This is a genomic window from Methylocystis rosea (assembly GCF_003855495.1).
GTDB lineage: Bacteria > Pseudomonadota > Alphaproteobacteria > Rhizobiales > Beijerinckiaceae > Methylocystis > Methylocystis rosea_A.
In genome coordinates this window covers 3,489,769-3,514,642 of sequence record NZ_CP034086.1, presented here as the reverse complement: position 1 = coordinate 3,514,642, position 24,874 = coordinate 3,489,769, and the positions used below count along the sequence as shown (strand labels likewise).

Sequence of the window (24,874 nt, the reverse complement as noted above, 5' to 3'; positions counted from 1 at the left end):
CCTTCCCATCCGTCACGCTGCGACTGCATCGCCCGCCGGCATGCTTGCCTTTTGCGACGAAGCGGATGCGACCGCGTCCTCTTCGCCAATCACGAACATCTCGCCACGTTCGGCTGCGGCCGCGACAAGCGCGCGCCCCAAGATGTCGCCGACATTTCTTGCATCGGCGAGGCCGCGCAGCGCGGGCTCTGGATGCGCGAAGCGGAACGGCCGCGCGAAGGGCCAAAGATGCAGGTAGCCGATTCGCTTGTCGGGTGAGAGCGTCAGCATGACATCGCCCGAACCGTCGCTTTCGATGCGCAAGCCCGCGGCTCTAATCTGCGAGAACGGCAGATTGTAAAAGACCTGTAAGGCGACCCCGATCTTCATCACGACGCGGCGCGAGGTGATAATGAAGAGCGTCGTCCGGGCCGAGGCCCAGGCGAGCAAGGCGAGCAGCGCCAGCGCGCCGAGACCAATCGCCAGGGTGCGCGCGCCCGCCAGCGCGGCGGACCCCGCCCCAGATTCAACCGCAGCATCGAAGACGTTCCACGCGGTCAGCGCCGCGAAGTAGCCGGCGACAACGTCGCCTCGGTAGGCGCGGCGGAAGAGACTCGTCCACTGAGGACGTCCGTGCCACAGGATGCGCTCTCCTTGTGGAACGTCTTCCGGCAAGAACTTCTCGAGATTGATGGCCTTCACAGCAGCGGCTCCACTCTTGCGGGCGTCGCGTAGAGCGTGCCCGCGCCATAATAGGCGGCGATCTTTTCTTCCTCGAGCAGCGTCACCTGATCGGGATTGCGTGTCCTTGGAACATTGGCGAACTGATCGGCAAGGATCGCTTCGACATGGATCTGTCGCCTCGCGCCGTCGACCTTGGCGAAGGGCACGGGCAGAAGCACGTCGCCTCGACCCTCGCTCAGCGTGACTTCATAGAAGCGTAGAAAGTCTTCCGCGCGATCAACCCAAGCGTCTTTGATGACGCCGGCGACGCGTCGATCCGCGGCGACGACCTCCATGCCAATGGGATTGGGATCTTCGCTCGACACCGCAAAATTTGTGGCGACGCGCAATGGCGCGATGAGATCGCGGCCGTCGTGCATTTTCTCCGGCACATCGACGCGCAGCGCATAGGCGCCGGGTCCCACTTCCGCGAGCATAGGATCGCCGTTTGGCGTCAGCGGCGCGCCGGGCCAGACGGCCACTTTCGTGGCGTTCGGCGTTCGCGGATCTGGTTTAAAACCCGGCGCTTGAATTTTAGCGCCGTCCCCCCGCAGGAAGGTCTTGGGCGTTGGGATCAGCAGGAAGCCGCGATCCCTCTGCGGTCCGACTTCGGACTCCAGAGGATAGCCCTCGCGGCGATCCTCGCGGCGCAGATAGAAAACGAGGCCGGCGAAAAAGATGAAAAAGGCATAAAGGACGACCTGGGCGACATCGATGTTGCTGGTGATGGCTCCGCGTATCATTGCATCACTCCGGAGTTGAAACTTGACGTGGGAACGAGATCGAAGTCCGTCGGCGCTTCGCCGTCCTGTTTCGTAAAGCGGACCAAAGGTCCGATCGCGACGACCGTCGCGAGCAGCAGGAGGATTTCGATGGCGTAGACGATGGCGTAGCCGCTTGCGGGGCTCACAAGCGCCTCTCCCAGCGCGCCGCTGGCGGCAAGCATGGAGCCCGCGTCGTTGACGGCGCCGCTCGCCGCAATGGCGAGACCGGCCGCGGTCGCCTGCGCGGCGCCCCATGCGCCGAGCGCAAGCCCACGATCTTCCGGCCGCGCCGTCTGCATGGAGGCGGTGAGCGTGCCATGCGCAAAAAGGCCGCCGCCAAGCCCAATCAGCGTGACGCCGATGCTGAACAGCGTCGAAGAGTCGGCCGGCGCCGCGAAGATCACCGCGAAGAAGGCGACGACGCCGACGACCGCGCCGACGCCGGCGACGCGATGGGGATCGGCGCCGCGCGTCAGCCATCGCGCCGCGATGGCGAGTCCCACGCCGCTGCCGAGCGCCAGCATCGCGGTGAGCGCCGTTGTTGCGCTGACAGGCAAGTGCAGCACGCGCCCGCCATAGGGTTCGAGCAAGATGTCCTGCATGCTGAAGCCGGCGGTGCCGAGCGCCGTGGCGAACAAGCGCCGGCGCGCCCGGCCGGTGCTCGCGAAACGCTTCCAGGCTTCCGAGAAGTCGACGTTTTGCACGGGCGGGAGAGCGCCGCGCGCTTCCTGTTTCCAAAGCGCCACGCAATTCAGGACCATCGTCACGACGGCGGCGCCCTGCACGACTTGGATGAGGCGGATGGCGCTGAAATTGGCGAGCAGCGCGCCGAAAGCGAGCGCGCTTACCCCCATGCCGACGAGCAGCATGGCGCACAGCAGCGCGACGACGCGCGGCCGCGTATGTGCCGGCGCGAGATCTGTGGCGAGCGCGAGGCCAACCGTCTGCACGGTGTGCAGACCCGCGCCGACGAGTAGAAACGCCAAGGCCGCGGCCGCTTGTCCGATGATGATCGGTCCCGTCGTATCGCCGGAGAGGATGAGCAGCGAGAACGGCATGATCGCCAAGCCGCCAAACTGCAGCATGGTGCCGAACCAGATGTAAGGCACGCGCCGCCAACCGAGCACCGAGCGATGCGTATCGGAGCGAAAGCCGATGAGCGCGCGCAATGGCGCAAAGAGCAGCGGCAGCGACAGCATCAGCGCGACAAGCCAGGAGGGCACGCCAAGTTCGACGATCATCACGCGGTTCAACGTGCCGATGAGCAACACCGCCGCCATGCCCACGGTCACCTGGAACAGCGAGAGCCGCAGCAGACGCGGCATCGGCAGTTCGACTGAGCCTGCGTCCGCAAAGGGCAGAATCTGCGGACCGATGCGCATCAGACCTTTGACCAGAACGGCGCTGGCGCGGTTCATGAGCGTCGCGCCTCCACAGCCTGCGAGATGTAGAAGCCGCTCACGATCTTCCCGCTTTGCGCGACGCGCCAATCGCCGAGCGCGTTCTGCGCCGCCATGTGGCGTTCGAGCGAAGAGAGCGCGATCGGCGCAATGGCCGGGGACCGATTGCCGCGCGGGAACAGCTGTCCGAGGGCGTGCATCGCCGCAAGAGCCGCCGTGCGCGGCGCGATGGTGAAGATCAGCTTGCCGTCGACGCGCGGCGCCAGACTGGCGAGCGTTCGCGCGATATCGGCGCCCTCGTAATGGATCAGACTGTCCATGGCGACGACATGATCGAAACGCCCAAAGGCCGGATTCAGCATGTCGCCGACGGCGAAGGTCACGCGGCCCGCGCCAAGATCGCGCGGCGCGCGCTCTTGCGCCAGACTGATCAGCGTCGGCGAAAGATCGACCGCGATGACCTCGGCGCCGCGACGCGCCGCCTCAATCGCCAGCGCGCCCGTGCCGCAACCGGCGTCGAGCAAACGCTGGCCACGCAGGTCCTGTGGCAGCCAGGACAACAGCCTGTTGCGCATGGCCTCACGGCCGGCGCGCACCGTGGCGCGAATGCGATTGACCGGCGCGTCGGAAGTCAGGCGCTTCCACGCTTCGACGGCGGTCCGATCGAAATAGGCTTCGAGTTCGCCGCGTCTGGCGACATAGCTTGGCGTCGTCATCAGTCGAACCCCAAAAATTCGAAGAGATCGCGATCCTTCATGGGCGCAGCGTCGAGCGGCGCGTAGCCGTTCCACAGCTCATCGGCGAGGCGTAGATATTCGTTCTGCACCGCCTCAAGCTCGGGCGATGGCTCCATCTCAAAGAGCGTCGATTTCTTGAGGCGGCTGCGGCGAATGACGTCGAGATCGGGGAAATGCGCGACGCGCCTGAGGCCCACCGCCGCATTGTAGCGGTCGATCTCATTGGTCGCGACGCTGCGATTGGCGATGACGCCGCCAAGCCGCACCTCGTAATTCTTCGACTTCGCGCGAATCGCGGCGACGATGCGGTTCATGGCGAAGATCGAATCGAAGTCATTGGCCGTGACGATCAGCGCCCGGCCGGCATGTTGCAGCGGCGAGGCGAAGCCGCCGCAGACGACGTCGCCAAGCACATCGAAGATGACGACGTCGGTATCTTCGAGAAGATGGTGCTCCTTGAGGAGCTTCACGGTCTGGCCGACGACATAGCCGCCGCAGCCCGTGCCGGCCGGCGGCCCGCCGGCCTCGACGCACATCACGCCATTGTAACCCTCGACGACAAAATCCTCGACGCGCAATTCCTCGGAATGGAACTTCACGGATTCGAGCGCGTCGATCACTGTCGGCGCGAGGCGCTTGGTCAGAGTGAAGGTCGAATCATGCTTGGGATCGCAGCCGATCTGCAGCACGCGCTTGCCCAGTTTCGAAAAGGCGACGGAAAGATTCGACGACGTCGTGCTTTTGCCGATCCCGCCCTTGCCATAGATGGCGAAGACCTTCGCGGCGCCGATGCTGATCGCCGGATCCAGCTCGACCTGAAAGGAGTCGGTTTCGACCGGCTTGCGGATCGGAATGTTCATGCCGCGATCTCCTCGACGACGCCTTCGAGCCGGTCTTCGAGCTCTTCGCTCGCCTGCTGCAGCGCCGCCAGCGTTTCTTCGTTCGGCGTCCAGTATCGGCGCTGATGCGCCTCAATGAGACGATTGGCGATTCGCGCCGAGGCGATGGGATTGAGCTGCGCCAGGCGTCGGCGCATCTCGGCGTCGAGCACATAGGTTTCGGTCAGGCGCTGATAGACCCATGGCTCGACTTGCCCCGTGGTCGCCGACCAGCCGAGCGTGTTCGTCACATGCGACTCGATGTGGCGCACGCCTTCGTAGCCGTGCTTGAGCATGCTCTCGTACCATTTGGGGTTGAGCGTGCGCGTGCGTGTTTCCAGCGAGACTTGCTCATTGAGCGTGCGCACCACGCCCTCGCCCCTGGTTTGATCGCTGATATAAACAGGCGCGGCGACGCCCTTGGCGCGCTTCACCGAACGGCTGACGCCGCCGAGCGTATCGAAGTAATGATCGATCGTGGTGACGCCGAGCTCGACCGAGTCGAGGTTTTGATAGGCGAAATCGACGCCGGAAAGCACACTCTGCAGCACTTCGTTGCGTCGCGTTGGCTGTCCGGAAACGCCATAGGCGAAGCCCTTGCGCCGCATATAGGCTTCGGCGAGCTGGTCCTCATCTTCCCAACAGCCGCCGTCGATCATCGTGTTGACGTTTGCGCCATAGGCGCCGTCGGCGTTGCCGAAGACGCGGAGCGCCGCGGTTTCCATATCGCCGCCAAACTGACCTATGAAAGCCAGCGCGTGTTTGCGAACGAAATTCTGTTCCACAGGCTCGTCGGCGGACGCCGCCAGCAAACACGCCTGCGCCAGCAGTTTAATCTGCAGCGGCAGGAGATCGCGGAAGATCCCCGAGAGCGAAATCATCACGTCGATGCGCGGTCGGCCGAGTTTTTCCAGCGATAGAAGCGTCGCGCCGGCAAGGCGGCCGTAACCATCGAACCGCGGCTCCGCGCCGATCAGCGCCAGCGCCTGAGCGATCGGCCCGCCTTCCGTCTTGAGATTGTCGGTCCCCCAGAGAACAAGCGCGATCGTTTCCGGCAAGGCGCCGCCGTCGCTCATATGGCGTTCGATGAGCCGCGCCGCCTGTCGCGCGCCATCCCGCACGGCGAAGACGCTCGGGATGTGGAACGGATCGAAGCCGTGCAGATTGCGGCCCGTCGGCAGCACGTCGGCCGTGCGCAAGACGTCGCCGCCCGGCACGGGTCGCACAAAGCGACCGTCGAGCGCATGAATCAGCGCCTTAAGTTCGTGATCCTGCGCGAGCGCAGCGTCGGCGCGCGCAAGCATGTGCAGCGTCTCGGCCGCCGCCTCATTGTCGGCGAGGCTTTCGGGCGAAGCGCCTTGCGTCAGCGCCTCGACTGTCTCACGCTTGATCTGCGCGCCCGACGCCTCGGACATCGCCTGCAGCATGTCGATGCGCGCGTCCAGCGCCATGGGTTCGCCCACCACATGCAGGCCGTGCGGGATGAGCGTGTATTCGAGTTCGAGAACGGCTCTCGCGAGTTTCGCAATCTGCTGTTCCGCCGCGCCGCGCCATGCCGGCTCCGCCGCACAAAGGTCGAGCGCCGCCGCCTGGGTTTGAATGAGCTCGGCGAGTTCATTGCGCTCGCCGGTCTCGGCGGGGCTGACGCCGCGCCAGCGAGCGATCGAAGACTTCAATTCGCTCAGTCCGCGATAAAGCCCGGCGTTGGCGACCGGCGGCGTCAAATAGCTGACGAGCGTCGCGCCGGAACGGCGCTTGGCCAGCACGCCTTCGGACGGATTGTTGGAGGCGTAGAGATAGAAGTTCGGCAGATCGCCGATGAGCCGGTCGGGCCAACAGTCGGCGGAGAGGCCTGTCTGCTTGCCGGGCATAAATTCGAGCGCGCCATGCGTGCCGAAATGCAGCACGGCGTCGGCGCCAAAATCCTCGCGCACCCAGCGATAGAAGGCCGAGAAGGCGTGCGTCGGCGCAAAGCCTTTCTCGAACAGCAGCCGCATCGGATCGCCCTCATAGCCGAAGGCGGGCTGGACGCCGACGAAGACATTGCCGAAGCGCGCGCCGTAGATATGGATTGAGCCGCCGTCGCTCTGATGCCGCCCAGGCGCCGGACCCCATTGCGTTTCGATGTCGCCGAGCCACGTTTCGCGGCGCACATGATCGTCGGCGGCGACCCTCTCGTGGACGTTGGCCTGGGCGCCAAAACGCGCGGCGTTGCCTTCGATGACGGCTCTGCGCAGCGCCTCGACCGTCGCCGGCGGCTCAATCGAATAGCCGCTGCGCTTCATTTCCTGCAGCAGGAGATGAAGCGACTCAAAGACGGAGAGAAAGGCGGCGCTTCCCACCGCGCCGGCGTTCGGCGGAAAATTGAAGAGCACGATCGCGACTTTTCGCGCCGCTCTCTCGGAGCGTCGCAGAAGGGCGAGCTTTTCGACCCGTGCGGCGAGCATCTCCGCTCGCTCGACGCAGACCTGCATGTCCCGCGCGCCGTCGCTTGCAGGGAAGAAGCAGTTGCGAACGCAGGCGGCGCATGATCCGGCCTCCTGCAGACGTCCGCCAAAGATCATCGGACCTGTCGAGCCGTCGAGCTCCGGAATGGAAACCATGATGGTGGATTCGACTGGGAGCAGCCCGCGCTCCGAGCCGCGCCACTCGGCCAGTGTCTGAAACTCAACCGGATGCGCCGCAATGTAGGGAACGTCGAGTTTGGCGAGAATTTCCTCGGCCGCTTTCGCGTCATTGTAGGCGGGGCCGCCGACGAGCGAAAAGCCGACGAGCGAGACGAGCGCGTCGACGATCGGCTTGCCGTCGCGCAAGAAGAATTTTTCGATCGCCGGACGCGCGTCGAGTCCGGTGGCGTACGCCGGAATGACTTTGAGTCCGCGCGCCTCCATCGCCGCGATGACGCCGTCATAGTGACGGGCGTTGTCCGCGAGCACATAGGAGCGCAACACGAGTAGACCGATTGTCGCCTTGGCGCCGCCGGCGGGCTCGGGCAATTGATCGAGCCTTTCGCTCACCCTGCCCGACAAGTGCGGATGATAAAGGCCGACCTCCGGATATTCGATCGGCGCATGGGGATTCAGCGCGCCGCGCAACATGCGCCGTGGACCGTCCGCGTAACGATCGATGAGCAAGCGGACCATATTGGCGATGTTCTCGTCCGAACCCGCGAGCCAATATTGCAGCGTCAGGAAGTAAGCGCGCACATCCTGCGCCGTTCCTGGTATGAAGCGCAGGATCTTGGGCAGACGCCGAAGCATTTTCATCTGCTTGGCGCCGGCGGCCTCGGACTTGCCCTTCTTTCCGCGCAAGCGTTTCAGAAGCGACATGAAACCCGAGGTCGGCGCGCTCATGTCGAAGCGTCCCATGCGGGTCAGCTTCGCGACCTCGCCCGCCGACATGATGCTGATCATGGCGTCGCAATGATCACGGCGCGCCGCAAGGGCTGCAAGCAGAGGCGTGAAATGCTCTTCCAGGAAGAGCATGGCGTTGACGATAATGTCCGCCTCAGCGATCTCCGTGAGACAGGCGTCGAGCGCCTTGGGGCTGGCGGCGAATTCGGACGCTGCGTGGACGCTGAGCGTAAGACCGGGGATCTCGCGTGAAAGCGCACGGCGGGCGCGATCCGTCGCGGCGGCCACATGCGTGTCCATCGTCACAATGACGACTTTCACGGGCGTCGTCTCAGCGTGCGAAATGCGCTTTTGCGTCATAGAGCGTCTCGACGGTGATGGTCGCAAGGCCGCGCTCGGCGGCGAATTTTTCGGTGTTCCGGCGCGCTTTGCCGCGCACGAAGAAGGGGATCTTCTTGAGCTCCTTCTCGGCGTCGTCGGCCCAGGCGAGGACGATGTCGCTCACGACCGCCGGTGAAGTTGGCCGCCGAGGCTCCTGTTCCTCTCCGAGATGCGAGGGCGCGGCGCCGTCATGGAATTCGGCGTCGTCGCGAAACATCGTCAGAAGATGCTCTTCAAGCCCCATCATCAGCGGATGAACCCAGGAATCGAAGATCACATTCGCGCCTTCAAACCCCATGTGCGGCGAATAGCGGGCGGGGAAATCCTGCACATGCACGGGCGCCGAGATCACCGCGCAGGGAAGGCCGAGCCGCTTGGCGATATGACGCTCCATCTGCGTCCCAAGCACGAGTTCGGGCTGCAGTTCGGCGACTTTCGCTTCGACGTCGAGATAGTCGTCGGTGACGAGCGCGTCGACCCCGTAGCGCGCGGCCGCCTCACGAACGTCGCGCGCAAATTCGCGCGCATAGGTTCCCAGGCCGACGACCTCGAAGCCGAGTTCATCCTGCGCAATGCGCGCGGCGGCAATGGCGTGCGTCGCGTCGCCGAAGATGAAGACGCGCTTGCCGGTGAGGTAGGTCGAGTCGACCGAGCGCGAATACCAAGGCAGGCGCGAATCATTCGTCTCCAACGCCGTCGCTGGATCAATTTCGGCCAACCGACCGACTTCCGCGATGAAGTCTCGCGTTGCGCCGACGCCGATCGGAACGCTGCGGGTGAAGGGCTGGCCATGCGCGCGCTCCAGCCATTGCGCGGCGGCGAGGCCGATCTCCGGATAAAGCAGCACATTGAAGTCGGCGTCGCCGAGGCGTGTCAGATCCTTCGGACTCGCGCCAAGCGGCGCGACGACATTGACGTCGACGCCGAGCGTTGCGAGCAGTTTTTCGATTTCGCGCACGTCATCGCGGCAACGAAAGCCCAGCGCCGTGGGCCCAAGAATATTGCAGCTCTTGCGATCGCGTAATGGCCTATCGCGACGCGCGCCGGCAAGGCCGCGCACGAGACGATAGAAGGTTTCTGAGGCGCCCCAATTCTCCTTTTTCTGATAGGCGGGCAGTTCGAGCGCAATGACGGGACACGGCAGATCGAGCGCCCTGGCGAGACCGCCGGGATCGTCCTGCAGCAGCTCCGCCGTGCAGGACGCCCCGACGATCATCGCCTGGGGGGAGAAACGCTCATAGGCTTCGCGCGCCGCGCTCTTGAACAGTTCCGCCGTGTCGGCGCCGAGGTCGCGCGCCTGAAAGGTCGTATAGGTCACCGGAGGGCGCGTATCGCGGCGTTCGATCATCGTGAAGAGGAGATCCGCATAGGTGTCGCCCTGCGGCGCATGCAGCACGTAATGCAAGCCGCGCATGGCCGCCGTGACCCGCATAGCGCCGACATGCGGCGGTCCTTCATAGGTCCAGAGCGTCAACTGCATGGCCTAGACCTCGAGCCGGGCGCGGCGGTTGAGCGGCCGCGCGAAGAGTTCGGCGAGATCGCCGGCCTGGTCGTAACCCTGGATGGGCGAGAACAGGAGTTCGATCGACCATTTCGTCGCGAAGCCTTCCGCCTCCAGAGGATTGGCGAGACCAAGCCCGCAGACGACAAGATCGGGAGATGCGGCGCGACAGCGATCGAGCTGCTTTTCAACGTGCTGGCCTTCGACGATCGGCGCGTCCTTCGGCAGCAGATCGAGTTCGGGGGCCATGTGACGGCGATGCAGATAGGGCGTGCCGATCTCGACGATCCGCATCGCCATTTCGCGCGCGAGAAAGCGCGCAAGCGCGGGCTCGAGCTGCGAGTCCGGAAAGAGGAAGACGCGCTTGCCCGCGAGCGCGTCGCGATAATGGGCGAGCGCCTGCTCCGCGCGCGCGCGCGCCGGCGACGTCACTGCGTCGAAACGCGCCTCGGAAACGCCGAAGGCTTTCGCTGCGGCGCGCAGCCAGAGCGTCGTGCCTTCAGCGCCGAGCGGAAACGGCGCCTCGATCAAGCGGGCGCCGCGCTCCTGCAGCGCATGCGCCGTATCGGCGAGGAAGGGCTGCGCGAGAAGAAACGACGTGTTGGGGCCGACCGGCGGCAGGTCGGCGGCGCGGCGCATGGGGAGGAAGCGTACAGGCGCGACGCCCAGCACGTCGAAGAGACGGGCGAACTGGTCCTCGACGATATCGGCGAGGGCGCCGACGACCAGCAGCGAATGTGAAGCATTCTCCGGCTCGGGCGGAAGCGTTGGGACGAGAGCGGCGAGGCAGGCGTCTTCGCCCTGGGTGAACGTCGTCTCGATGCCGCTGCCCGAATAGCTCAGAATCCGCACGCGCGGCGCGTGCTGTCTCGATTGGCGCGCGGCCGCCCGCGAAAGATCGATCTTGATCACTTCCGACGGGCAGGAGCCGACCAGGAACAGAAGCTTGATCTCTGGACGTCGCGCCAGCAGCCGATCGACGACGGCGTCGAGTTCTTCGTCGATGTCGGCGACGCCGGCGAGATCGCGGTCCTCGAGAATGGCGGTGGCGAAGCGCGGCTCGGCGAAGATCATCACGCCCGCCGCCGACTGGATGAGATGCGCGCAGGTGCGCGAGCCGACGACGAGAAAGAACGCGTCCTGAATCTTGCGATGCAGCCAGACGATGCCGGTCAATCCGCAGAACACTTCGCGCTGGCCGCGCTCCTGAATGACGGGCGCGGCGTCGCACGCGCCATTGGCGAGTCCCGAAAGTGGCGCGAGCGCATTCATAGCGCGCATTCCATTTCGGTTTTGTCGCGTGCAGGCTCCTGCAGGCGCGCGGCGCGCAGCTTGAGCAGGAACTGCGTGGCGTTGACGACATAAGCGGCGTAGGCGGCGAGCGCGAGGAACATCAGGCCGCGCGCTTCGAGCCAGCCGAAGGCCAGCGCGGCGAGATAGGCCGTGTGCAGCGCCAGCACCAGCATGCTGAACACATCTTCCCAGAAGAACGCCGGGGCGAAGAGATAGCGGCCGAAGACCTCTTTCTCCCAGATGGAGCCGGTGATCATGATGGCGTAGAGCGCCAGCGTCTTGACGACGACCGACGCCGTCGCGGCGGCTTCGCCTTCTCCGGTCGCGAGATAGCGCAGCACGAGAATCAGGCTGACCAGAAAGACAAAGAACTGCGCGGGCGCGAGCACGCCCTGGACGAGGGTCCAAACCGACGCGTCGCGGCGGCGGCGCTCCTCGGCCGTATACAGCGGTCTGGCAATTTGAGGCCGGTGATCGCTCATGCCCGCTTCCTCGCGCCGCATTGTTTTGCGAGTGATTTGCTCCGTTTGCGCGCGGCGCGTTCACCCTTGGAGGAAGCTTAAGGCCGTTTGCCGGAAAGTGTCAACTAAAATTGACGTTATGTTTACATGACAACACCGCCGTCTTGGTTTATGGTCTTTGGAAAGTAGGCGCCGGCGGGCGTCCCAGTTGGACTCGGAAAATTTTTATCGACGCGCGACAATTGCGACGCGTCCCGGCCATTACAGCGAGACTCGGCCGGAAGGTCTTGAGCAATGCGCGCAATATCGCATGCGAGCGCCGGTCGCGGCGCGGGGGTGGCCGAGTGAGGCAGTCTTCTTGCTAAGCTTTGGGCGAGTTTGTAAGCATCAACGCACAGACCGCCTGTCGGTAAATTTGGTCGAAACCGAAAGAAACTCTTTGTGAGCGACGCGCCCTCCTCCGCGACCACGACGGGATTTCTAAGCGCCGACGCACGGCTCGGCGCGCTCGATGCGCAAGGAATCGCCGGCCTTCTCGCCGCCGCCGCCGATTTGACGCTCATCGTTGACGCGAAAGGCGTCATCATCGACGCGGCGGCCAGCGCGGAATGCAATGCGCCCGTGCGCGAATGGGTCGGTCGGCCTTGGATCGACACGGTGACAATCGAGAGCCGGCCGAAAATCGAAGCGCTGCTGCGCGACGCGCAAAAGGGGACGACGCCGCGCGGGCGGCAGGTCAACCATCCGGCGCCTCCCGGCCCGGACTTCCCGGTTCGCTACAGCGCCGTGCGGGCCGCAGCCGACGGCGCCATCGTCGCGTTCGGCCGCGATCTTCGGCCGCTCGCCGCGCTGCAGCAGCGCGTCGCCGAGGCGCAGCAGGAGATGGAGCGCGAATATCACCGCATCCGCAACGCCGAGAAGCGCTATCGGCTGCTGTTCCAGCTCTCCTCAGAGGCGATCTTAATCCTCGACGGCGCCGGCAGTCGGATCGCCGAGGCCAATCCCGCGGCGGTCGCGCTGGTCGGCAAAGCCGCCAAAAAAATCGTCGGCGCCCCTTTCGGCGATCTCTTCGACGAGGCCAGCCGCCGCGCCGCGCAGTCCTTCGTCACCGCGCTGCTCGTCGCGCCGCGCGTCGACAATGTCCACGCCCAACTCGCCGAAACCAGGGAGTCGCTGCTGCTTTCTGGCGCGCTGTTTCGGCAGGACGGCGCCGCCAACATCATTGTCATACTGTCGCGGATGGGCGGCGCAACGGCGCTCTCGGGCGAAAAGACCGGAATGCTCAACGCGCTCGAGCGGATGCCGGACGCCTTCGCGTTGACCGATAGCAACCGGCGTATTCTCGCCGCCAATGCGGCTTTCGTGGATCTGGCGCAAGCGGGCTCGGAGGAACAGTTGCGCGGCGAATCGATCGAGCGCTGGATCGGGCGGCCCGGGGTCGACGCCGAGGTGCTCTTCGCCAATCTCCAGACGCATGGCGTCGTGCGCCATTTCTCGACGCTCGCGCGCGGCCAATACGGCTCCTCCGAAGATGTCGAGATCTCCGCCGTCGACGTCGCCGAGGGCGCACGCCACTATCTTGGCTTTTGCATCCGCAGCGCCGGCTGGCGCGCCGGCCGCGACCGGCTCGGCGGCCATGAGCTGCCGCGAACGGCCGAGCAGTTCGCCGATCTTGTGGGCCGCGTGCCGCTGAAGAATCTCGTGCGCGAGACCACCGATCTCATCGAACGCTTGTGCATCGAAGCCGCGCTGGAGCTGACGCATGACAATCGCGCCTCGGCGGCCGAAATGCTCGGCCTCAGCCGCCAGGGCCTCTACACCAAGCTGCGCCGCTACGGGCTAGGCGACCTGGACGACGATGAAGCGGCGGGCGACGGCGAGTGACCGTCCCCAGTAGCGTTTGTGTAAATCTAGGTTGACATAAATTAGCGTCAAGCATAGCGTCGCATGATGCAGACGCCGAAACCTGCCGCCGTTCTCGAGCTTCTCAAACCCATCACATGGTTCGCGCCGATGTGGGCCTTTGCTTGCGGCATCGTTTCGTCTGGCGTCTCACCGCTCTCCCGCTGGTCCTTTGCGCTCGCCGGCGTGGTTCTCGCCGGACCGCTGGTTTGCGCGACGAGCCAGGCCGTGAATGACTGGTATGATCGTCACGTCGACGCCATCAACGAGCCGAACCGGCCAATTCCTTCCGGCCGCATTCCCGGCCGCTGGGGCTTCTACATCGCCTGCCTCTGGACCGTGTTGTCGCTCGCCGTGGCGGCGGCGCTCGGCCTCTGGGTGTTCGCCGCCGCGGTGCTCGGCCTCGTTCTCGCCTGGATCTACAGCGCGCCGCCGCTGCGGCTGAAGCAGAATGGCTGGTGGGGCAATTCCGCCGTCGCGCTCTGTTACGAAGGCCTGCCCTGGTTCACCGGCGCCGCCGTCATGGCGGCCTCGCTTCCCGATTGGCGCATCATCGCGCTCGCCCTGCTCTATAGCTTCGGCGCGCACGGCATCATGACCCTGAACGACTTCAAGTCGGTCGACGGCGACCGTCGCATGGGCGTTCTGTCGCTGCCGGTGCAGCTTGGCGTCAATGAGGCGGCCCGCTTCGCCTGTTACGTCATGGCGGCGCCGCAGTTCGTCGTCGTCGGGCTGCTTGCCTATTGGGAGCGCCCTGTTTATGCGGCGATCGTCGCAGCGCTGCTCGCCGGACAATTCGCGCTGATGCGCAGACTTCTCGCACATCCGCGCGAACAGGCGCCCTTCTATAACGCCACGGGCACGACTCTTTACGTGCTTGGCATGCTGGTCAGCGCCTTCGCCATGCGTGGATAGGGGACATCGATGAACGCGCCGCCGCTCGCTTGGTCCGGCATTATCCGGCTCGGACTTGTCCAAACCGCGCTCGGCGCCGTCGTCGTTCTGATGACCTCCACCATCAATCGCGTTATGGCGGTGGAACTCGCGTTGCCGGCTTTTGTGCCTGGAGTGCTCGTCGCCTCGCATTACGCGATACAGGTTCTGCGCCCCGCCTGGGGATATGGCGCCGACGTCGGCGGGCGTCGCACGCCCTGGATCGTCGGCGGCCTCGCGGCGTTGGCGCTCGGCGGAATCGGCGCAGCGCTCGCCACTGCGCTTGCCGCGACAAACCTCGCCGCGGGCTTGGCGCTCGCCGCTTTCGCCTTTCTTCTGGTCGGCATGGGCGCCGGCGCCGCCGGCACGTCGGTGCTCGCCATGCTTGCGACGCGCGTCGCGCCTGAGCGCCGCGCCGCCGCCGCGACGACTGTTTGGGTGATGATGATCCTCGGCTTCGCGGTGAGCGCGCCGCTCGCGGGTCATTTCCTTGATCCCTTTTCGATGCAACGCCTCGTCGTCGTCACGGCCTGCGTCTGCTCCGTGGCCTGGTTGACGGCGACGATCGCCGTCATTGGCTTGGAGACGGACGCCCCATCGCCGGTTTCTGCGGCGCAGCGGCCCCCCTTCCGTGCGGCCTTCATGCAGGTTTGGAGCGAGTCGGCGGCGCGCCGGTTCACCATCTTCATCTTCGTATCGATGCTGGCCTACAGCATGCAGGAACTGCTCGTTGAGCCCTTCGCCGGCGTCGTCTTTGGCATGACTCCCGGCGCGACCACGAAGCTCGCTGGCCTCCAGCACGGCGGCGTTCTGCTCGGAATGATCGGCGTCGCGTTCGCCGCGACCGGGATTGGCGGACCGCGTCTGGGCTCGCTGCGGATGTGGACCGTCGCCGGCTGCGCCGCGTCAGCCGCTTCGCTCATCTGCGTCGCGGCAAGCGGCTACGCCGGACTCTCGCTGGCGCTGCGCGCATCTGTTTTCGCGCTCGGGATTTCGAACGGCGCCTTCGCGGTCGCCGCGATCGGGTCGATGATGGGGCTCGCAGGCGAAGGCGCTCACGCGCGCGCCGGCACGCGCATGGGGCTGTGGGGCGCCGCGCAGGCCGTCGCCTTCGGTCTCGGCGGCTTCGGCGCGACGGTTCTGGTCGATCTCGCGAAACTCGCCGTCGCGACGCCGCTCGCTGCCTATTCGCTCGTTTTTGTTGGCGAGGCCCTGCTCTTCGTCGTCTCGGCCGCGCTCGCGAGCCGAGTCGCCTCGCCGCAGCCCGCGCGCGCGAGCGCGCCATTGCCGCCGCATGTCGCGGCGGCGCAGTCCTAAAGGAGCCGCTGATGAGTGAAGACGCGCTCTTTGACGTTGCTGTCGTCGGGGGAGGACCCGCAGGCGCGACGGCCGCGCATGATCTCGCGCGGCGCGGCCGCAAAGTCGCGCTCATTGACAAGGCAGGCCGCATCAAGCCGTGCGGCGGCGCCATTCCGCCCCGGCTCATCCGCGATTTCGCGATTCCTGATCATCTGCTGAAGGCGCGCGTCTGTTCCGCCCGGATGATCTCTCCGAAAGGCGTCGCCGTCGACATGCCGATCAAGGGCGGCTTCGTCGGCATGGTCGACCGCTGCGAATTCGACGAATGGCTGCGCTGCCGCGCGGCCGCTTGTGGCGCGATGCGCGTGACGGGCGCCTATGAGAGGATCACCCGCGACGAAAACGGCATTACGCGCGTGCATTACCGCGCCAAGGGCGAAACCAAGCCGCGGACTCTTCGCGCGCGCTGCGTCATCGGCGCCGATGGCGCGCTTTCCCAGGTCGGCCGCCAAGAAGTGCCCGGCGCCGACAAGACGCGCTTCGTGTTCGCCTATCATGAAGTCATCGAAACGCCGCCCGCCGAAGCCAGCGACCCTGATCGCTGCGAGATTCATTATCGCGGCGCGCTCTCGCCGGATTTCTACGCCTGGATCTTCCCGCATGGCGACACGATGAGCGTCGGCACGGGAAGCGCCAACAAAGGCTTTTCGCTGAAAAACTCGGTGCGCGATCTGCGTGACGGCACAGGCCTCTCCGATGCATCGACCGTGCGCCGCGAAGGCGCGCCGATTCCCTTGAAGCCGCTCAAGCGCTGGGACAATGGCCGCGACGTCATTCTCGCCGGCGACGCTGCAGGCGTCGTCGCGCCCGCGTCGGGCGAAGGCATTTATTACGCCATGCTCGGCGGCCGACTTTCGGCGGACGCTGTCGAAGAATGCCTGCGCACCGGAGACGCGCGCGCGCTCTCGATGGCGCGCAGGCGCTTCATGAAGCTGCATGGGCGGGTCTTCTTCATTCTCGGGATGATGCAATATTTCTGGTATCGCAATGATCGGCTGCGCGAAGCCTTCGTCAATATCTGCAAGGATCCCGACGTCCAGCGCCTCACCTGGGAGGCCTATATGAACAAGGAGCTCGTGCGCGCGGATCCGATGGCGCATGTGCGCATCTTCTTCAAGGACCTCGCCCATCTCTTGAGACTCGCGTCGCCATGATGGACTCGCTCGCGGCCGATCGCTGGACTCTCGTCGCAGTCGCGACCGCGAGCGTCGCGCTCGTGGCGCTGCTCGGCGGTCTCGCCACTGAAATCAGCGACTGGTACGAGGGCTTGAATTTTCCGTCATGGCGTCCGCCGAACTGGCTGTTCGGCCCGGCCTGGACGCTGATTTTCCTGCTGACCGCGACGAGCGGCGTTCTTGCCTGGGAACAGGCGCCGGACGATGGGGCGCGCGTGAGGCTTTTGGCGCTCTTTGCGATCAACGCCGTGCTGAACATCGCCTGGAGCCCGCTGTTCTTCAAGCTGCGGCGGCCCGACTGGGCGCTCGTCGAACTCGTCTTCCTGTGGCTGTCGGTCCTGTCGCTCGTCATCGCCGTCGGCGCGATCTCGACCTTCGCAGCGGCATTGCTGCTGCCCTATCTCGCCTGGGTCAGTTTCGCGGGCTGTCTCAACTGGCGCATGGTCGAACTGAACAAGCCCTTCGCAACCTATTGGCCCAAGGCCAAACGCCCGGCGGAACGCGCATGAGCGCCTTCGTGGTAGACCCGAATCTCATCGACTGGATCTTGATCCTCGTGGCGCTCGAAGCCATCGGCGTTCTTGGTCTGCGAACCCTCACCCGGCGCGGGCCGCCGCCAGCCGGCTTTCTCTGCAATCTCCTGGCTGGGGCGGCTCTGCTCGTCGCGCTGCGCTGCGCCCTCGCGGGCGCGCCGACGCTGGCGATCGCCGCAAGTCTCGCCATGGCCTTCCTCGCGCATCTCGCCGATCTCGCGCTTCGGTGGGAGCCGCGCAAGACTCAGTCGACGATCGGGAACGTGACGGCCAGCGCCCAGGCGAGTCCGAAGGCGGCGCCGAGCGCGCCGACGCGGGGATCGCGCGTGCGCGCATAGACCCATCTCCCCACCAGCCCATAGACCGTCAACAGAATGACGATGACGATTGCGATAATCACGAGAAAGAACAGCCGCCTCGGATTAAGCGCCACCGCGATCGCAAGTGAGGCGATGAAGCAGAACTTGCTGAAGACATAGCCGCCGCGCGCGGCGCCCGGGCCGCGCGTCATCCATTCGTCGGCGAGAAAATAAAGCGCGCATCCGATAAACATTATTGGGACAAGCGGCGCGCGAACGCCCGTCGGCTGGTAAGAGATGACATAGGCGTCAAGCGGCAGGCCGAGAACGAGCGTGTACATAGCGGCAAGCGCCGCCGCCGCCACAAGCAGAGGCTTCCAGCGCGGCGGCCGAAAGACCGGCAAGCCGCCCTGTGCGAGCCATAGGCCGGCGAATATCAGGACGCCGTAGACCGCGAGATGAGCGACGAGATAATCGCCGAGCAGGATCGGCAGGAAATCCGTCGGCGCCTTCCATAGGATAAGCGGCGTCAGCAACGCTGGCGCTATGGCGATCGGCGCCAAGCGCCGCCATGGCAGCCCGGCGCCAAGCGGAACGGGCGAGACTTGCGGCAGGAACTGCGCGAGCGGGCGCATCAAGGCGATGAGGCCCGCAAACAGCAGCGCAAGCCAAGGGCCGCGCGCGTCGATATAGCCGGCCTCGCGTCTCCCGAAGACGGCGTTCATCCAATTGAGCGTCTCGGTCATCGCGTCGCGACTGTAGAGAACGCCGATATGTTCGACGCCCCGCGCGATCGCCAACCGGCGCCCGGTTCCACGCGCGATGTCGCCATAGGTGACGCCCGCCTGCGCCGTCCCGTCGGCTGCTTGCGAAACGACGCGCACGCCGGCCTCGATCAGCCGTTGCGACTCCCATGCGCCGTCGATGATGATGAGATTTTTCGGCTGGTCGCGCGTGACGCCCTCGCCGAAGAAGGAAAACGCCGCGACCGCGACGATCTGCGGGTCGCGGATCGCGTGACGCACGACGAGATCCGTGGCCATCGAATGGCCGACAAGCGCGACCCGCCCATCGGCCCCTGGCTGACGCTGCGCGAAGCGCACGACCTCGTCGATGTCGTTGAGGAGCGCCGCCGTGCTCGTTTCGAGTTTGGCGAGACCGCCCGGCATCGGCCTCGGATTGCGGCCATGCCCGGAGAAGTCGAAGGTGACCGCCACATAGCCGTTTCGCGTGAGCGTCGTTGCGATCGGCGCCATCAATTGCTGCGAGCCGGAAAAGCCGTGGGCGATCACGATCGCCGGCGCCGGCGGAATGTCGGACTTGCGCATCAACGTGACGGGAATGTCGCCGATGTGAAGACGTTCGATCACAAGACCGGCTTCGGACTCCCATAAACCGTGAAGCGAGAGCGTAACGGCGCTGAATGCGACCAGCGCAAAAAAAATTGAGCGCATCTTTTTCATCGTGCTGCCCTGCTCGATGTCGCAGCGAACGGATTCTAAAGCCCATTGCCGGGCTCTCGCATGTGTCCGTGCTGCATGACACACCTCAGCTTACCGCAAAGCTACCGTCAATTAAGCTTTACTATCGCGTTTTTGTGCGTTTGAATGCTTTTCATGCGGGCGATGGCCTGCTGTGAGCTCGAATGGCGCACTCAGGAACGTTAAAAAACTCTTCATTGTCATAATAATAGAGGCGGGGCCGCTCGCCCGAAAAACCGGATGGCTGTCAAGATGTAGCGCTTGAAATGTCCGTTCGGAAGGTCGGAACGCAACAACGATGATTTCGGGGCCTGGGCGCCGGCGGGCCATCGCCGTGGCGACCGGCTCGGGAGGCCAGACGATGACCGATCTAGGCGAATTCGATCCCGCTTCCGCCCGCCGCGCGATTCCTGGCGCGGCTCACTGCCCGAATGAATTTCAAGAATGGCCCGAGCCTGACGTCATCGTTCGATCCGACCTCCAGGCACGGCAGGCGCGACTCGCCTGCGTGATCCTCGACGACATCGTTCCGCGTCTCCAGCTCATGCACCACGCGCTGTTGGCGCATGAGCCGGAGAAGGCGTTTCAAACCGAGGAGATCGAAACCTTCGGCGCGCTGTTGACGCGCGACGAAGGCGATGAATCATCGGCGTTCTTCGACAAGATGCGGGCCAAAGGCCATTCGCTTGAAACGCTTTTCGTCGGCCTCCTCGCCGAAGCGGCGCGTCACCTCGGCGTTCTCTGGGAAGAAGATCGCTGCGATTTCATCGACGTCACGCTCGGCGTCGCACGAATGCAGAAGCTGATGTGCCGCTTCGGCGGCGTCGAGGAATCGGCGGCGTGCGATCCGCGCCAGCGCGCGCTGCTCGCGACGCTTCCCGGTGAAAAGCACGTCTTCGGCGTCGACATGGTTGCGGTGTTCATGCGCAACGCCTCCTGGGACGTACGCGTCGAGAGGGACCTCGACGCCGACGGCGTCGCCGACGTTTCGGCGAGCGGTTGGTTTGGCGTCTTCGGCATAACGCTGAGCGCCGAGTCGGAGTTGGAGACGCTGGCGCGCACCATTCGGGCGGTGCGCGAATCCTCCGCGAACGCCGACGTCGGCGTAATGGTCGGGGGGCCCATCTTCAAACGCAATCCCAATCTCGTTGCGCAAGTCGGCGCGGACGCCACCGCCTCTGATGCGGCGACAGCGACGATTCTGGCGAAAAAGCTAGTCCTGCGTCAGCCGTGCGCGTCGACGCGCCAGGCTACGACGGAACGTCGCCTTTAGTTTTCGCTGCCGGAGCTGACCGCCAGCGATCGAGGCAAGACGAGGCGGCGCGCCAATCGAACATCCACTCTTCGAAGATCCGAAACGTCTCGATGGCGGCGCCAATGGCGCTGGCTCGTTGCGCGCCAGGCGCCAATGTCTCGACGCGCGCCAGCAAGCTTGGCCAGACTTCGGGCCGTGATGGGCCGCCGAGAAAAAACCGGCGCGCCTCGCCGACGACCGGCGCCAACGCTTCCGCGATCAGCACGCCGCCAAGCGCAGAGCCCTCGACGACATAGAGCGCGCCGAGCGCGCAAGCCTCGCTCGAAGGCTCACGCAGCGCCGCGCACCGCGGCAGGCGGAAAACATCGAAGCGCATGATTCCGAGCGCGGCAAGATCCAGCGCAATAAGCTCAGCACGCGAACTCGCGATAAAGCCGAGCTTCTGCATGGCGCTTGCGTGAGCGTCCTCGAAGGCGAGGTGAAAACCATAGAGCCGCATCAGCAATTGACGGTAGTCATCGACGCCGATCGCGCCGCGCGCGGCCGCCGATAGTCCAGGATGCCGATGCAAACGCTGATGCGTCTGGCGAGTCGCGGCGCGCAACTCTTCGCGAACGGACGCACAACTCGTCATTTTTTTCCGCCGTAGCTTTTCGAAGCCGAGCGTTCGTCCGCCGTCGAGGCGCCGCCGACCGAAATCTGTTCGAGCACTTCCGCGGCGCGTGCGACCGAAGCCCGGACGCTCTCCAGCGTGTCCGGAATGCCGGCGGTGTCAAGACCGTCGGCGATTTCCAGCGCGGCGAGCTGCGCATTGTCGATGATGCTCGACATCACGTTCTCAACGGCGAGCGCGGCGCTCGAGTCGATGCGCCGCATCAGCCGCCGTTGGCTCAAGAGGAGATTATCGCGAAAATTCCGGCGCGCCGCCTCCGCCGCTCTGCGCTCGGCAAGGTCGGTGAAGAGAATGACATAGCCCAATATGCGGTCGCGCGACGCCAGCACGGGATCGGCGCGCACGGCGATGGGCCGTGTGTCGCCGATTCGATCAACGAGCATCGCTTCGCCGCGCCAGGGTGTGCGACTGTCGCGCAGCGCACGCAACCTTTTCTCCACCTCGTCGGGATCAGCGAAATGGGCGCTTAATTCATCGAGATGACGAAGCGGTCGCTGCAGGCCAAGCAAGAGATTGAGCGCGGAATTCGCTTCGAGCACGGCGCCGTCGGCGGCCGCGACGACAATCTGCTGATTGGAGGAATGAACCTGGCGCAAAACGTGTTCGAGCTGATCTTGCGCGACGAGAATCCGCAGAGAACGAAACTGCGCGACGACGTCGGTGACGCTCTCGCCGATCAATCGCGCGGCCGCGCGATCCGCGGCGGTCCAAGGATCGGAGGTGCCCTCGACGACCTGATGCCATTGGGCGAAGGAACGACGCGGCGAGAGCTCGTTTGGATCGTCCCCGTCGGACGGCGCTTTGAATGGATTGCCGCCCCACGTCACCGTTCGTACACGCTCCTTACGAAACCAGATCAGCAGCTCGTCAGGTTCGTTGGAAACGCGCGTCGCGATCACTCCGCTGGCGACGCCCGTTAAAGACGCGAAGGCGGGCTCTTGCGACGAGAGTGCGGACGTTGCGAAGACGCCGTCGTTGAGGCGCTTTTGCAGCCACTGGCCGAGAGCGCGGATTTCTTCGGACCCAGGAACGTCGCCGACGGTTTGCGTCTTGCCTTCAAACAGCAGCGCGGCGCCGCTGGCGTTGAGCGGCAGCAACAGAGAGCGTGCTCTGTCGAACAGCGCGCCGCGCCAGTCTCCCTCGCGCGTCACGCTTTCGATCATGCGCTGCTCCAGACGCCGCACCGAGAGTTCGGCCTGTCCTTGCGCAAAACTCTCCAGCGCCGCGATGCGCGTCCCCATGACCTCAGCCAGCAACTCGCAGACCGCGCGCATCTCGAAATGAATAAGGCGCGGCGCGTAATGATGACAGGAGATCAGGCCCCAAAGTTCTCCGCCGACCATGAGCGATACGACGAGCGTCGCCGCCACATCCATGTTTTTCAAATATTGCAGATGGATGGGCGACACGCTGCGCAGGAAGCACATCGACATGTCGAGCTCTTCGCCTGTGAGCGGCGAAAATTGCGGTTCGAGAACCGACGGCGTATAGCCGACGTCTGCGAGCAGTCGCACGCGGTTGCGCTCATAGAGACGACGCGCGATCTGCGGAATGTCCGAGGCGGGATAGCGGTTGCCCAGAAAAGCTTCGAGCTCCGGGCGCTTCGTCTCCGAGAAGACCTCGCCATGACCTTCGTCGTCGAAACGATAGATCATGACGCGATCATAGCCGGTCAAGTCGCGAAAAATCCCAGCGCAGGCGTCGCACAGGGCGCGCAGGGTCGAAGATGAGAGGATCGTGTCGACGCCCCGCTGAATCGCCAGCGTATAGTCGACGGGCGGGCCGGCATTTTCCAGTTCGACGATGAGGCCGCCATGCGGCGCACGATGCAAGAGCGCGTTGAGAGGCTCTGCTCGGGCGCCAGCGGCGCACCGTATGGCCACGGGGATGGCGTCTACCGGACGGTCAAGGTAAAGGCGGCTGCGGCTCCAGAGGTCGCCGCCAAGCTTGCGCAGATGCGCGCCGCGCAAGGATTGGGGATAGCCAAGAAAGGAAGCTGCGTTGCCGCTCTCCTGCACGATGACGCCGTCCGACTCGCGAACCGCCAGAAGCGCGCCGTGCGGCTGAATCGACCCGGCGAAATGAATCTGCTCGCGTTCGCAGTTCGAAAGATTCGCCTGACCGAAGGCTGGCGAGGCGGCGGGATCGAGGGTCACGGTTTAGCTTCCCCTGCCTGCGAATGGAATGGCTTTTGTAACTTATTCTCGCTGGTATTTTTTTAGTTTCGCATGCAGGCTCTGCCGACTCAAACCCAAATGGCGGGCGGCGACCGTGCGATTGCCGCGAAACCGTTCAAGCGCACGCGCAATGGCTTTGCGCTCGATCGTTTCCGTGGTCATCTTTACGATCTGCTCGAGCGTTCGATTGTCAAAATCGTCGACCGCAACCGATGCGTCGGCGACTGCTCGTGGCGGAGCCTCCGCGGTCGCACGCCGATGACCCAAGTCGCGGATGAGCAGCCCGAAGTAGTTCGGCTGGGAGGCGTCGTCGCCGATAGCGGAAATCTCGACGCTGATCGATTGGCCAAGCTCTCCGTCAATCGTGGTCTGAAAGCGCCGCACATCGCCGTGTTTTTGAACGAGCGCAATCACCAGATTGGCGTCGGCGCCGGGGCTTGAGAGCCATCGTGTCAATTTGCAGCCGATCGCCGCCGCCTCCGAGCCGATCTGCACGAGATCGAGGAAAGCGTCATTTGCGGCCTGTACGGCGCCGTCGCGGTCGACGACGACAAAGCCGTCAGGCATCCGATCGACAAAACTTCTCATCGAGAAGCCATCGGCCCTGTCAGCTGCGCCCGGATCACGCATCGGCGCCAGCTGGCAAAGATAAAGCGCGCCCGACTCCGCATTCATCAAGGACGCGCGCAGGCTCCATAGTTGGCCGAATGGCGTCGCGCGCAGCACGACGCCAGGCGCGCGGCCTTCTTCGCGGGTCTTCGCCAACATTTCGTCGAGGACGCGCCGGTCGCGATCGTCGAGTCGCGCTAGGAACGGCGCGCCGGGGGCGAGGTCAAGATTCTTGGTTGCGCAAAGATTGGCTTCGACGACGCGCAGATCGGAGACGCTGACCAGAGCCACAGCCTCGCTCGTCGCATCAAACAGCATGCGATAGCGCGTCTCGATTTCGCGCATTTTCCAATAGTCGCGCTCGCGCGCTTCCTGGGCGAGCTGAAGACGCGATTGCAATTCGCTGATCGCTTCGAGACTGCGTCCGATCGCGACAAAACCCGCCTTCTTGCCAAGACTGAAGGTCGTATATTCCATCGCCAGTTCGCGGCCGCTCGGAAACCGCTGACGCACCTGAAAACAAGAGGAGTCGCCGTGCAAGCGCACATCCTCGATCTTCTGCAGCGCGCCGTCGTCGATCGCCGGCTCCATCATCTCGCCCCAGCGCCGGCCGAGCCACTGTTCGAGCGGCTCTTTCGCCAGTGATTTCGCTCGCACGACATTCTGGATGACGCCGTCTTTGTCGAGCGTCAGCGTTAGTTCGGGGCGCGTGTTGGACCTATCGGGCATTGCCGATCCCCAACGGGCGGACGGCAGGGAACGCTAGGACGTCCCATAGCCCCTCAAGGCGTCCGGCGTTGACGCCAGCAGACATGAACAGACCCCCGGTTTCATTCAGCCTACATCAGAGAATGGACCCTGTTGGTGGAGATTGCTACGCCACAGCCGTCAATTTCTGCGGATTAATTGACTAAATCTGTCACGCGAGCTTGCGCGGAGCGGCTAAAGGTGTCAATTTAAAATGACACATGGCGTGTAAGTTTACTTCACACCAAGCCGAGAGGACCG

Annotated in this window: 20 protein-coding genes; 7 read left to right on the top strand and 13 right to left on the bottom strand. The window is 64.6% G+C overall.

Features of this window, described 5'->3' with window-relative positions; all coding sequences use genetic code 11:
• Nucleotides 1–12: 12 nt before the first annotated feature.
• The 9 genes from puhB to bchF are packed head-to-tail and all read right to left on the bottom strand — an operon-like array spanning nucleotide 13 to nucleotide 11,491.
• The gene (gene puhB, locus EHO51_RS17205; RefSeq protein ID WP_124739876.1) at nucleotides 13–681 is read right to left on the bottom strand and encodes a photosynthetic complex putative assembly protein PuhB; all 669 of its coding nucleotides are present in this window, start codon (nucleotides 679–681) and stop codon (nucleotides 13–15) included.
• Nucleotides 678–1,445, bottom strand: coding sequence for a photosynthetic reaction center subunit H (gene puhA, locus EHO51_RS17200; RefSeq protein ID WP_124739875.1), 768 nt, complete (start codon nucleotides 1,443–1,445; stop codon nucleotides 678–680). Before puhA ends, puhB begins: the two co-directional genes overlap by 4 nt.
• Nucleotides 1,442–2,884, bottom strand: a complete 1,443-nt coding sequence (locus EHO51_RS17195; RefSeq protein WP_124739874.1) for an MFS transporter — start codon at nucleotides 2,882–2,884, stop codon at nucleotides 1,442–1,444. The genes puhA and EHO51_RS17195 overlap by 4 nt, the downstream gene beginning before the upstream one ends.
• A complete protein-coding gene (gene bchM, locus EHO51_RS17190) occupies nucleotides 2,881–3,582 on the bottom strand; it encodes a magnesium protoporphyrin IX methyltransferase (protein ID WP_124739873.1) in 702 nt (233 codons plus the stop codon). Before bchM ends, EHO51_RS17195 begins: the two co-directional genes overlap by 4 nt.
• Complete coding sequence (bchL, locus tag EHO51_RS17185) at nucleotides 3,582–4,463, bottom strand: ferredoxin:protochlorophyllide reductase (ATP-dependent) iron-sulfur ATP-binding protein (RefSeq protein ID WP_018406854.1); 882 nt, start codon at nucleotides 4,461–4,463, stop codon at nucleotides 3,582–3,584. The genes bchM and bchL overlap by 1 nt, the downstream gene beginning before the upstream one ends.
• Entirely contained in the window at nucleotides 4,460–8,194 is a 3,735-nt protein-coding gene (locus EHO51_RS17180) for a magnesium chelatase subunit H (protein ID WP_124739872.1), read from the bottom strand. The genes bchL and EHO51_RS17180 overlap by 4 nt, the downstream gene beginning before the upstream one ends.
• Nucleotides 8,166–9,695 (bottom strand): ferredoxin:protochlorophyllide reductase (ATP-dependent) subunit B, encoded by a 1,530-nt coding sequence (gene bchB / locus EHO51_RS17175; RefSeq protein ID WP_124739871.1) that lies wholly within the window; start codon nucleotides 9,693–9,695, stop codon nucleotides 8,166–8,168. The genes EHO51_RS17180 and bchB overlap by 29 nt, the downstream gene beginning before the upstream one ends.
• Nucleotides 9,696–9,698: 3 nt before the next feature.
• The gene (locus EHO51_RS17170; protein ID WP_124739870.1) at nucleotides 9,699–10,988 is read right to left on the bottom strand and encodes a ferredoxin:protochlorophyllide reductase (ATP-dependent) subunit N; all 1,290 of its coding nucleotides are present in this window, start codon (nucleotides 10,986–10,988) and stop codon (nucleotides 9,699–9,701) included.
• Nucleotides 10,985–11,491, bottom strand: a complete 507-nt coding sequence (gene bchF / locus EHO51_RS17165; protein ID WP_124739869.1) for a 2-vinyl bacteriochlorophyllide hydratase — start codon at nucleotides 11,489–11,491, stop codon at nucleotides 10,985–10,987. The genes EHO51_RS17170 and bchF overlap by 4 nt, the downstream gene beginning before the upstream one ends.
• Before the next feature lie 420 nt (nucleotides 11,492–11,911).
• On the opposite strand from bchF, the gene ppsR (EHO51_RS17160) reads away from it, so the two are divergent.
• From ppsR (EHO51_RS17160) to EHO51_RS17135, 6 genes are all read left to right on the top strand, one after another.
• A complete protein-coding gene (gene ppsR, locus EHO51_RS17160; RefSeq protein WP_124739868.1) occupies nucleotides 11,912–13,354 on the top strand; it encodes a transcriptional regulator PpsR in 1,443 nt (480 codons plus the stop codon).
• Between the two features lie 66 nt (nucleotides 13,355–13,420).
• Entirely contained in the window at nucleotides 13,421–14,287 is an 867-nt protein-coding gene (gene chlG / locus EHO51_RS17155) for a chlorophyll synthase ChlG (RefSeq protein WP_124740205.1), read from the top strand.
• A gap of 9 nt (nucleotides 14,288–14,296) precedes the next feature.
• Nucleotides 14,297–15,622, top strand: coding sequence for a BCD family MFS transporter (locus EHO51_RS17150; RefSeq protein ID WP_124739867.1), 1,326 nt, complete (start codon nucleotides 14,297–14,299; stop codon nucleotides 15,620–15,622).
• An 11-nt stretch (nucleotides 15,623–15,633) separates the two neighbouring features.
• Nucleotides 15,634–16,818: a geranylgeranyl diphosphate reductase gene (locus EHO51_RS17145; protein ID WP_124739866.1), complete on the top strand. Its 1,185-nt coding sequence runs from the start codon at nucleotides 15,634–15,636 to the stop codon at nucleotides 16,816–16,818.
• Nucleotides 16,818–17,348, top strand: a complete 531-nt coding sequence (locus tag EHO51_RS17140) for a TspO/MBR family protein (protein WP_124740204.1) — start codon at nucleotides 16,818–16,820, stop codon at nucleotides 17,346–17,348. The genes EHO51_RS17145 and EHO51_RS17140 overlap by 1 nt, the downstream gene beginning before the upstream one ends.
• On the top strand, nucleotides 17,345–17,710 hold the full coding sequence (locus EHO51_RS17135) for a hypothetical protein (protein WP_124739865.1): 366 nt from the start codon (nucleotides 17,345–17,347) through the stop codon (nucleotides 17,708–17,710). The genes EHO51_RS17140 and EHO51_RS17135 overlap by 4 nt, the downstream gene beginning before the upstream one ends.
• On the opposite strand, the gene EHO51_RS17130 is transcribed toward EHO51_RS17135, so the two are convergent.
• Nucleotides 17,617–19,125, bottom strand: coding sequence for an alpha/beta hydrolase (locus EHO51_RS17130; RefSeq protein WP_245434645.1), 1,509 nt, complete (start codon nucleotides 19,123–19,125; stop codon nucleotides 17,617–17,619). The genes EHO51_RS17135 and EHO51_RS17130 overlap by 94 nt on opposite strands.
• A gap of 388 nt (nucleotides 19,126–19,513) precedes the next feature.
• On the opposite strand from EHO51_RS17130, the gene EHO51_RS17125 reads away from it, so the two are divergent.
• A complete protein-coding gene (locus EHO51_RS17125) occupies nucleotides 19,514–20,425 on the top strand; it encodes a cobalamin B12-binding domain-containing protein (RefSeq protein WP_164479427.1) in 912 nt (303 codons plus the stop codon).
• On the opposite strand, the gene EHO51_RS17120 is transcribed toward EHO51_RS17125, so the two are convergent.
• Genes EHO51_RS17120 through ppsR (EHO51_RS17110) form a run of 3 tightly spaced genes read right to left on the bottom strand, consistent with a single transcriptional unit; the run spans nucleotide 20,403 to nucleotide 24,595 of the window.
• Nucleotides 20,403–21,041, bottom strand: a complete 639-nt coding sequence (locus EHO51_RS17120; protein WP_124739862.1) for a biliverdin-producing heme oxygenase — start codon at nucleotides 21,039–21,041, stop codon at nucleotides 20,403–20,405. The two genes, EHO51_RS17125 and EHO51_RS17120, sit on opposite strands and share 23 nt — an antisense overlap.
• Nucleotides 21,038–23,236 carry a GAF domain-containing protein gene (locus EHO51_RS17115; RefSeq protein ID WP_124739861.1) on the bottom strand — a complete coding sequence of 733 codons (2,199 nt, stop codon included), beginning with the start codon at nucleotides 23,234–23,236 and terminating at the stop codon, nucleotides 21,038–21,040. Before EHO51_RS17115 ends, EHO51_RS17120 begins: the two co-directional genes overlap by 4 nt.
• A 42-nt stretch (nucleotides 23,237–23,278) precedes the next feature.
• A complete protein-coding gene (gene ppsR / locus EHO51_RS17110; RefSeq protein ID WP_124739860.1) occupies nucleotides 23,279–24,595 on the bottom strand; it encodes a transcriptional regulator PpsR in 1,317 nt (438 codons plus the stop codon).
• Between the last annotated feature and the right edge of the window lie 279 nt (nucleotides 24,596–24,874).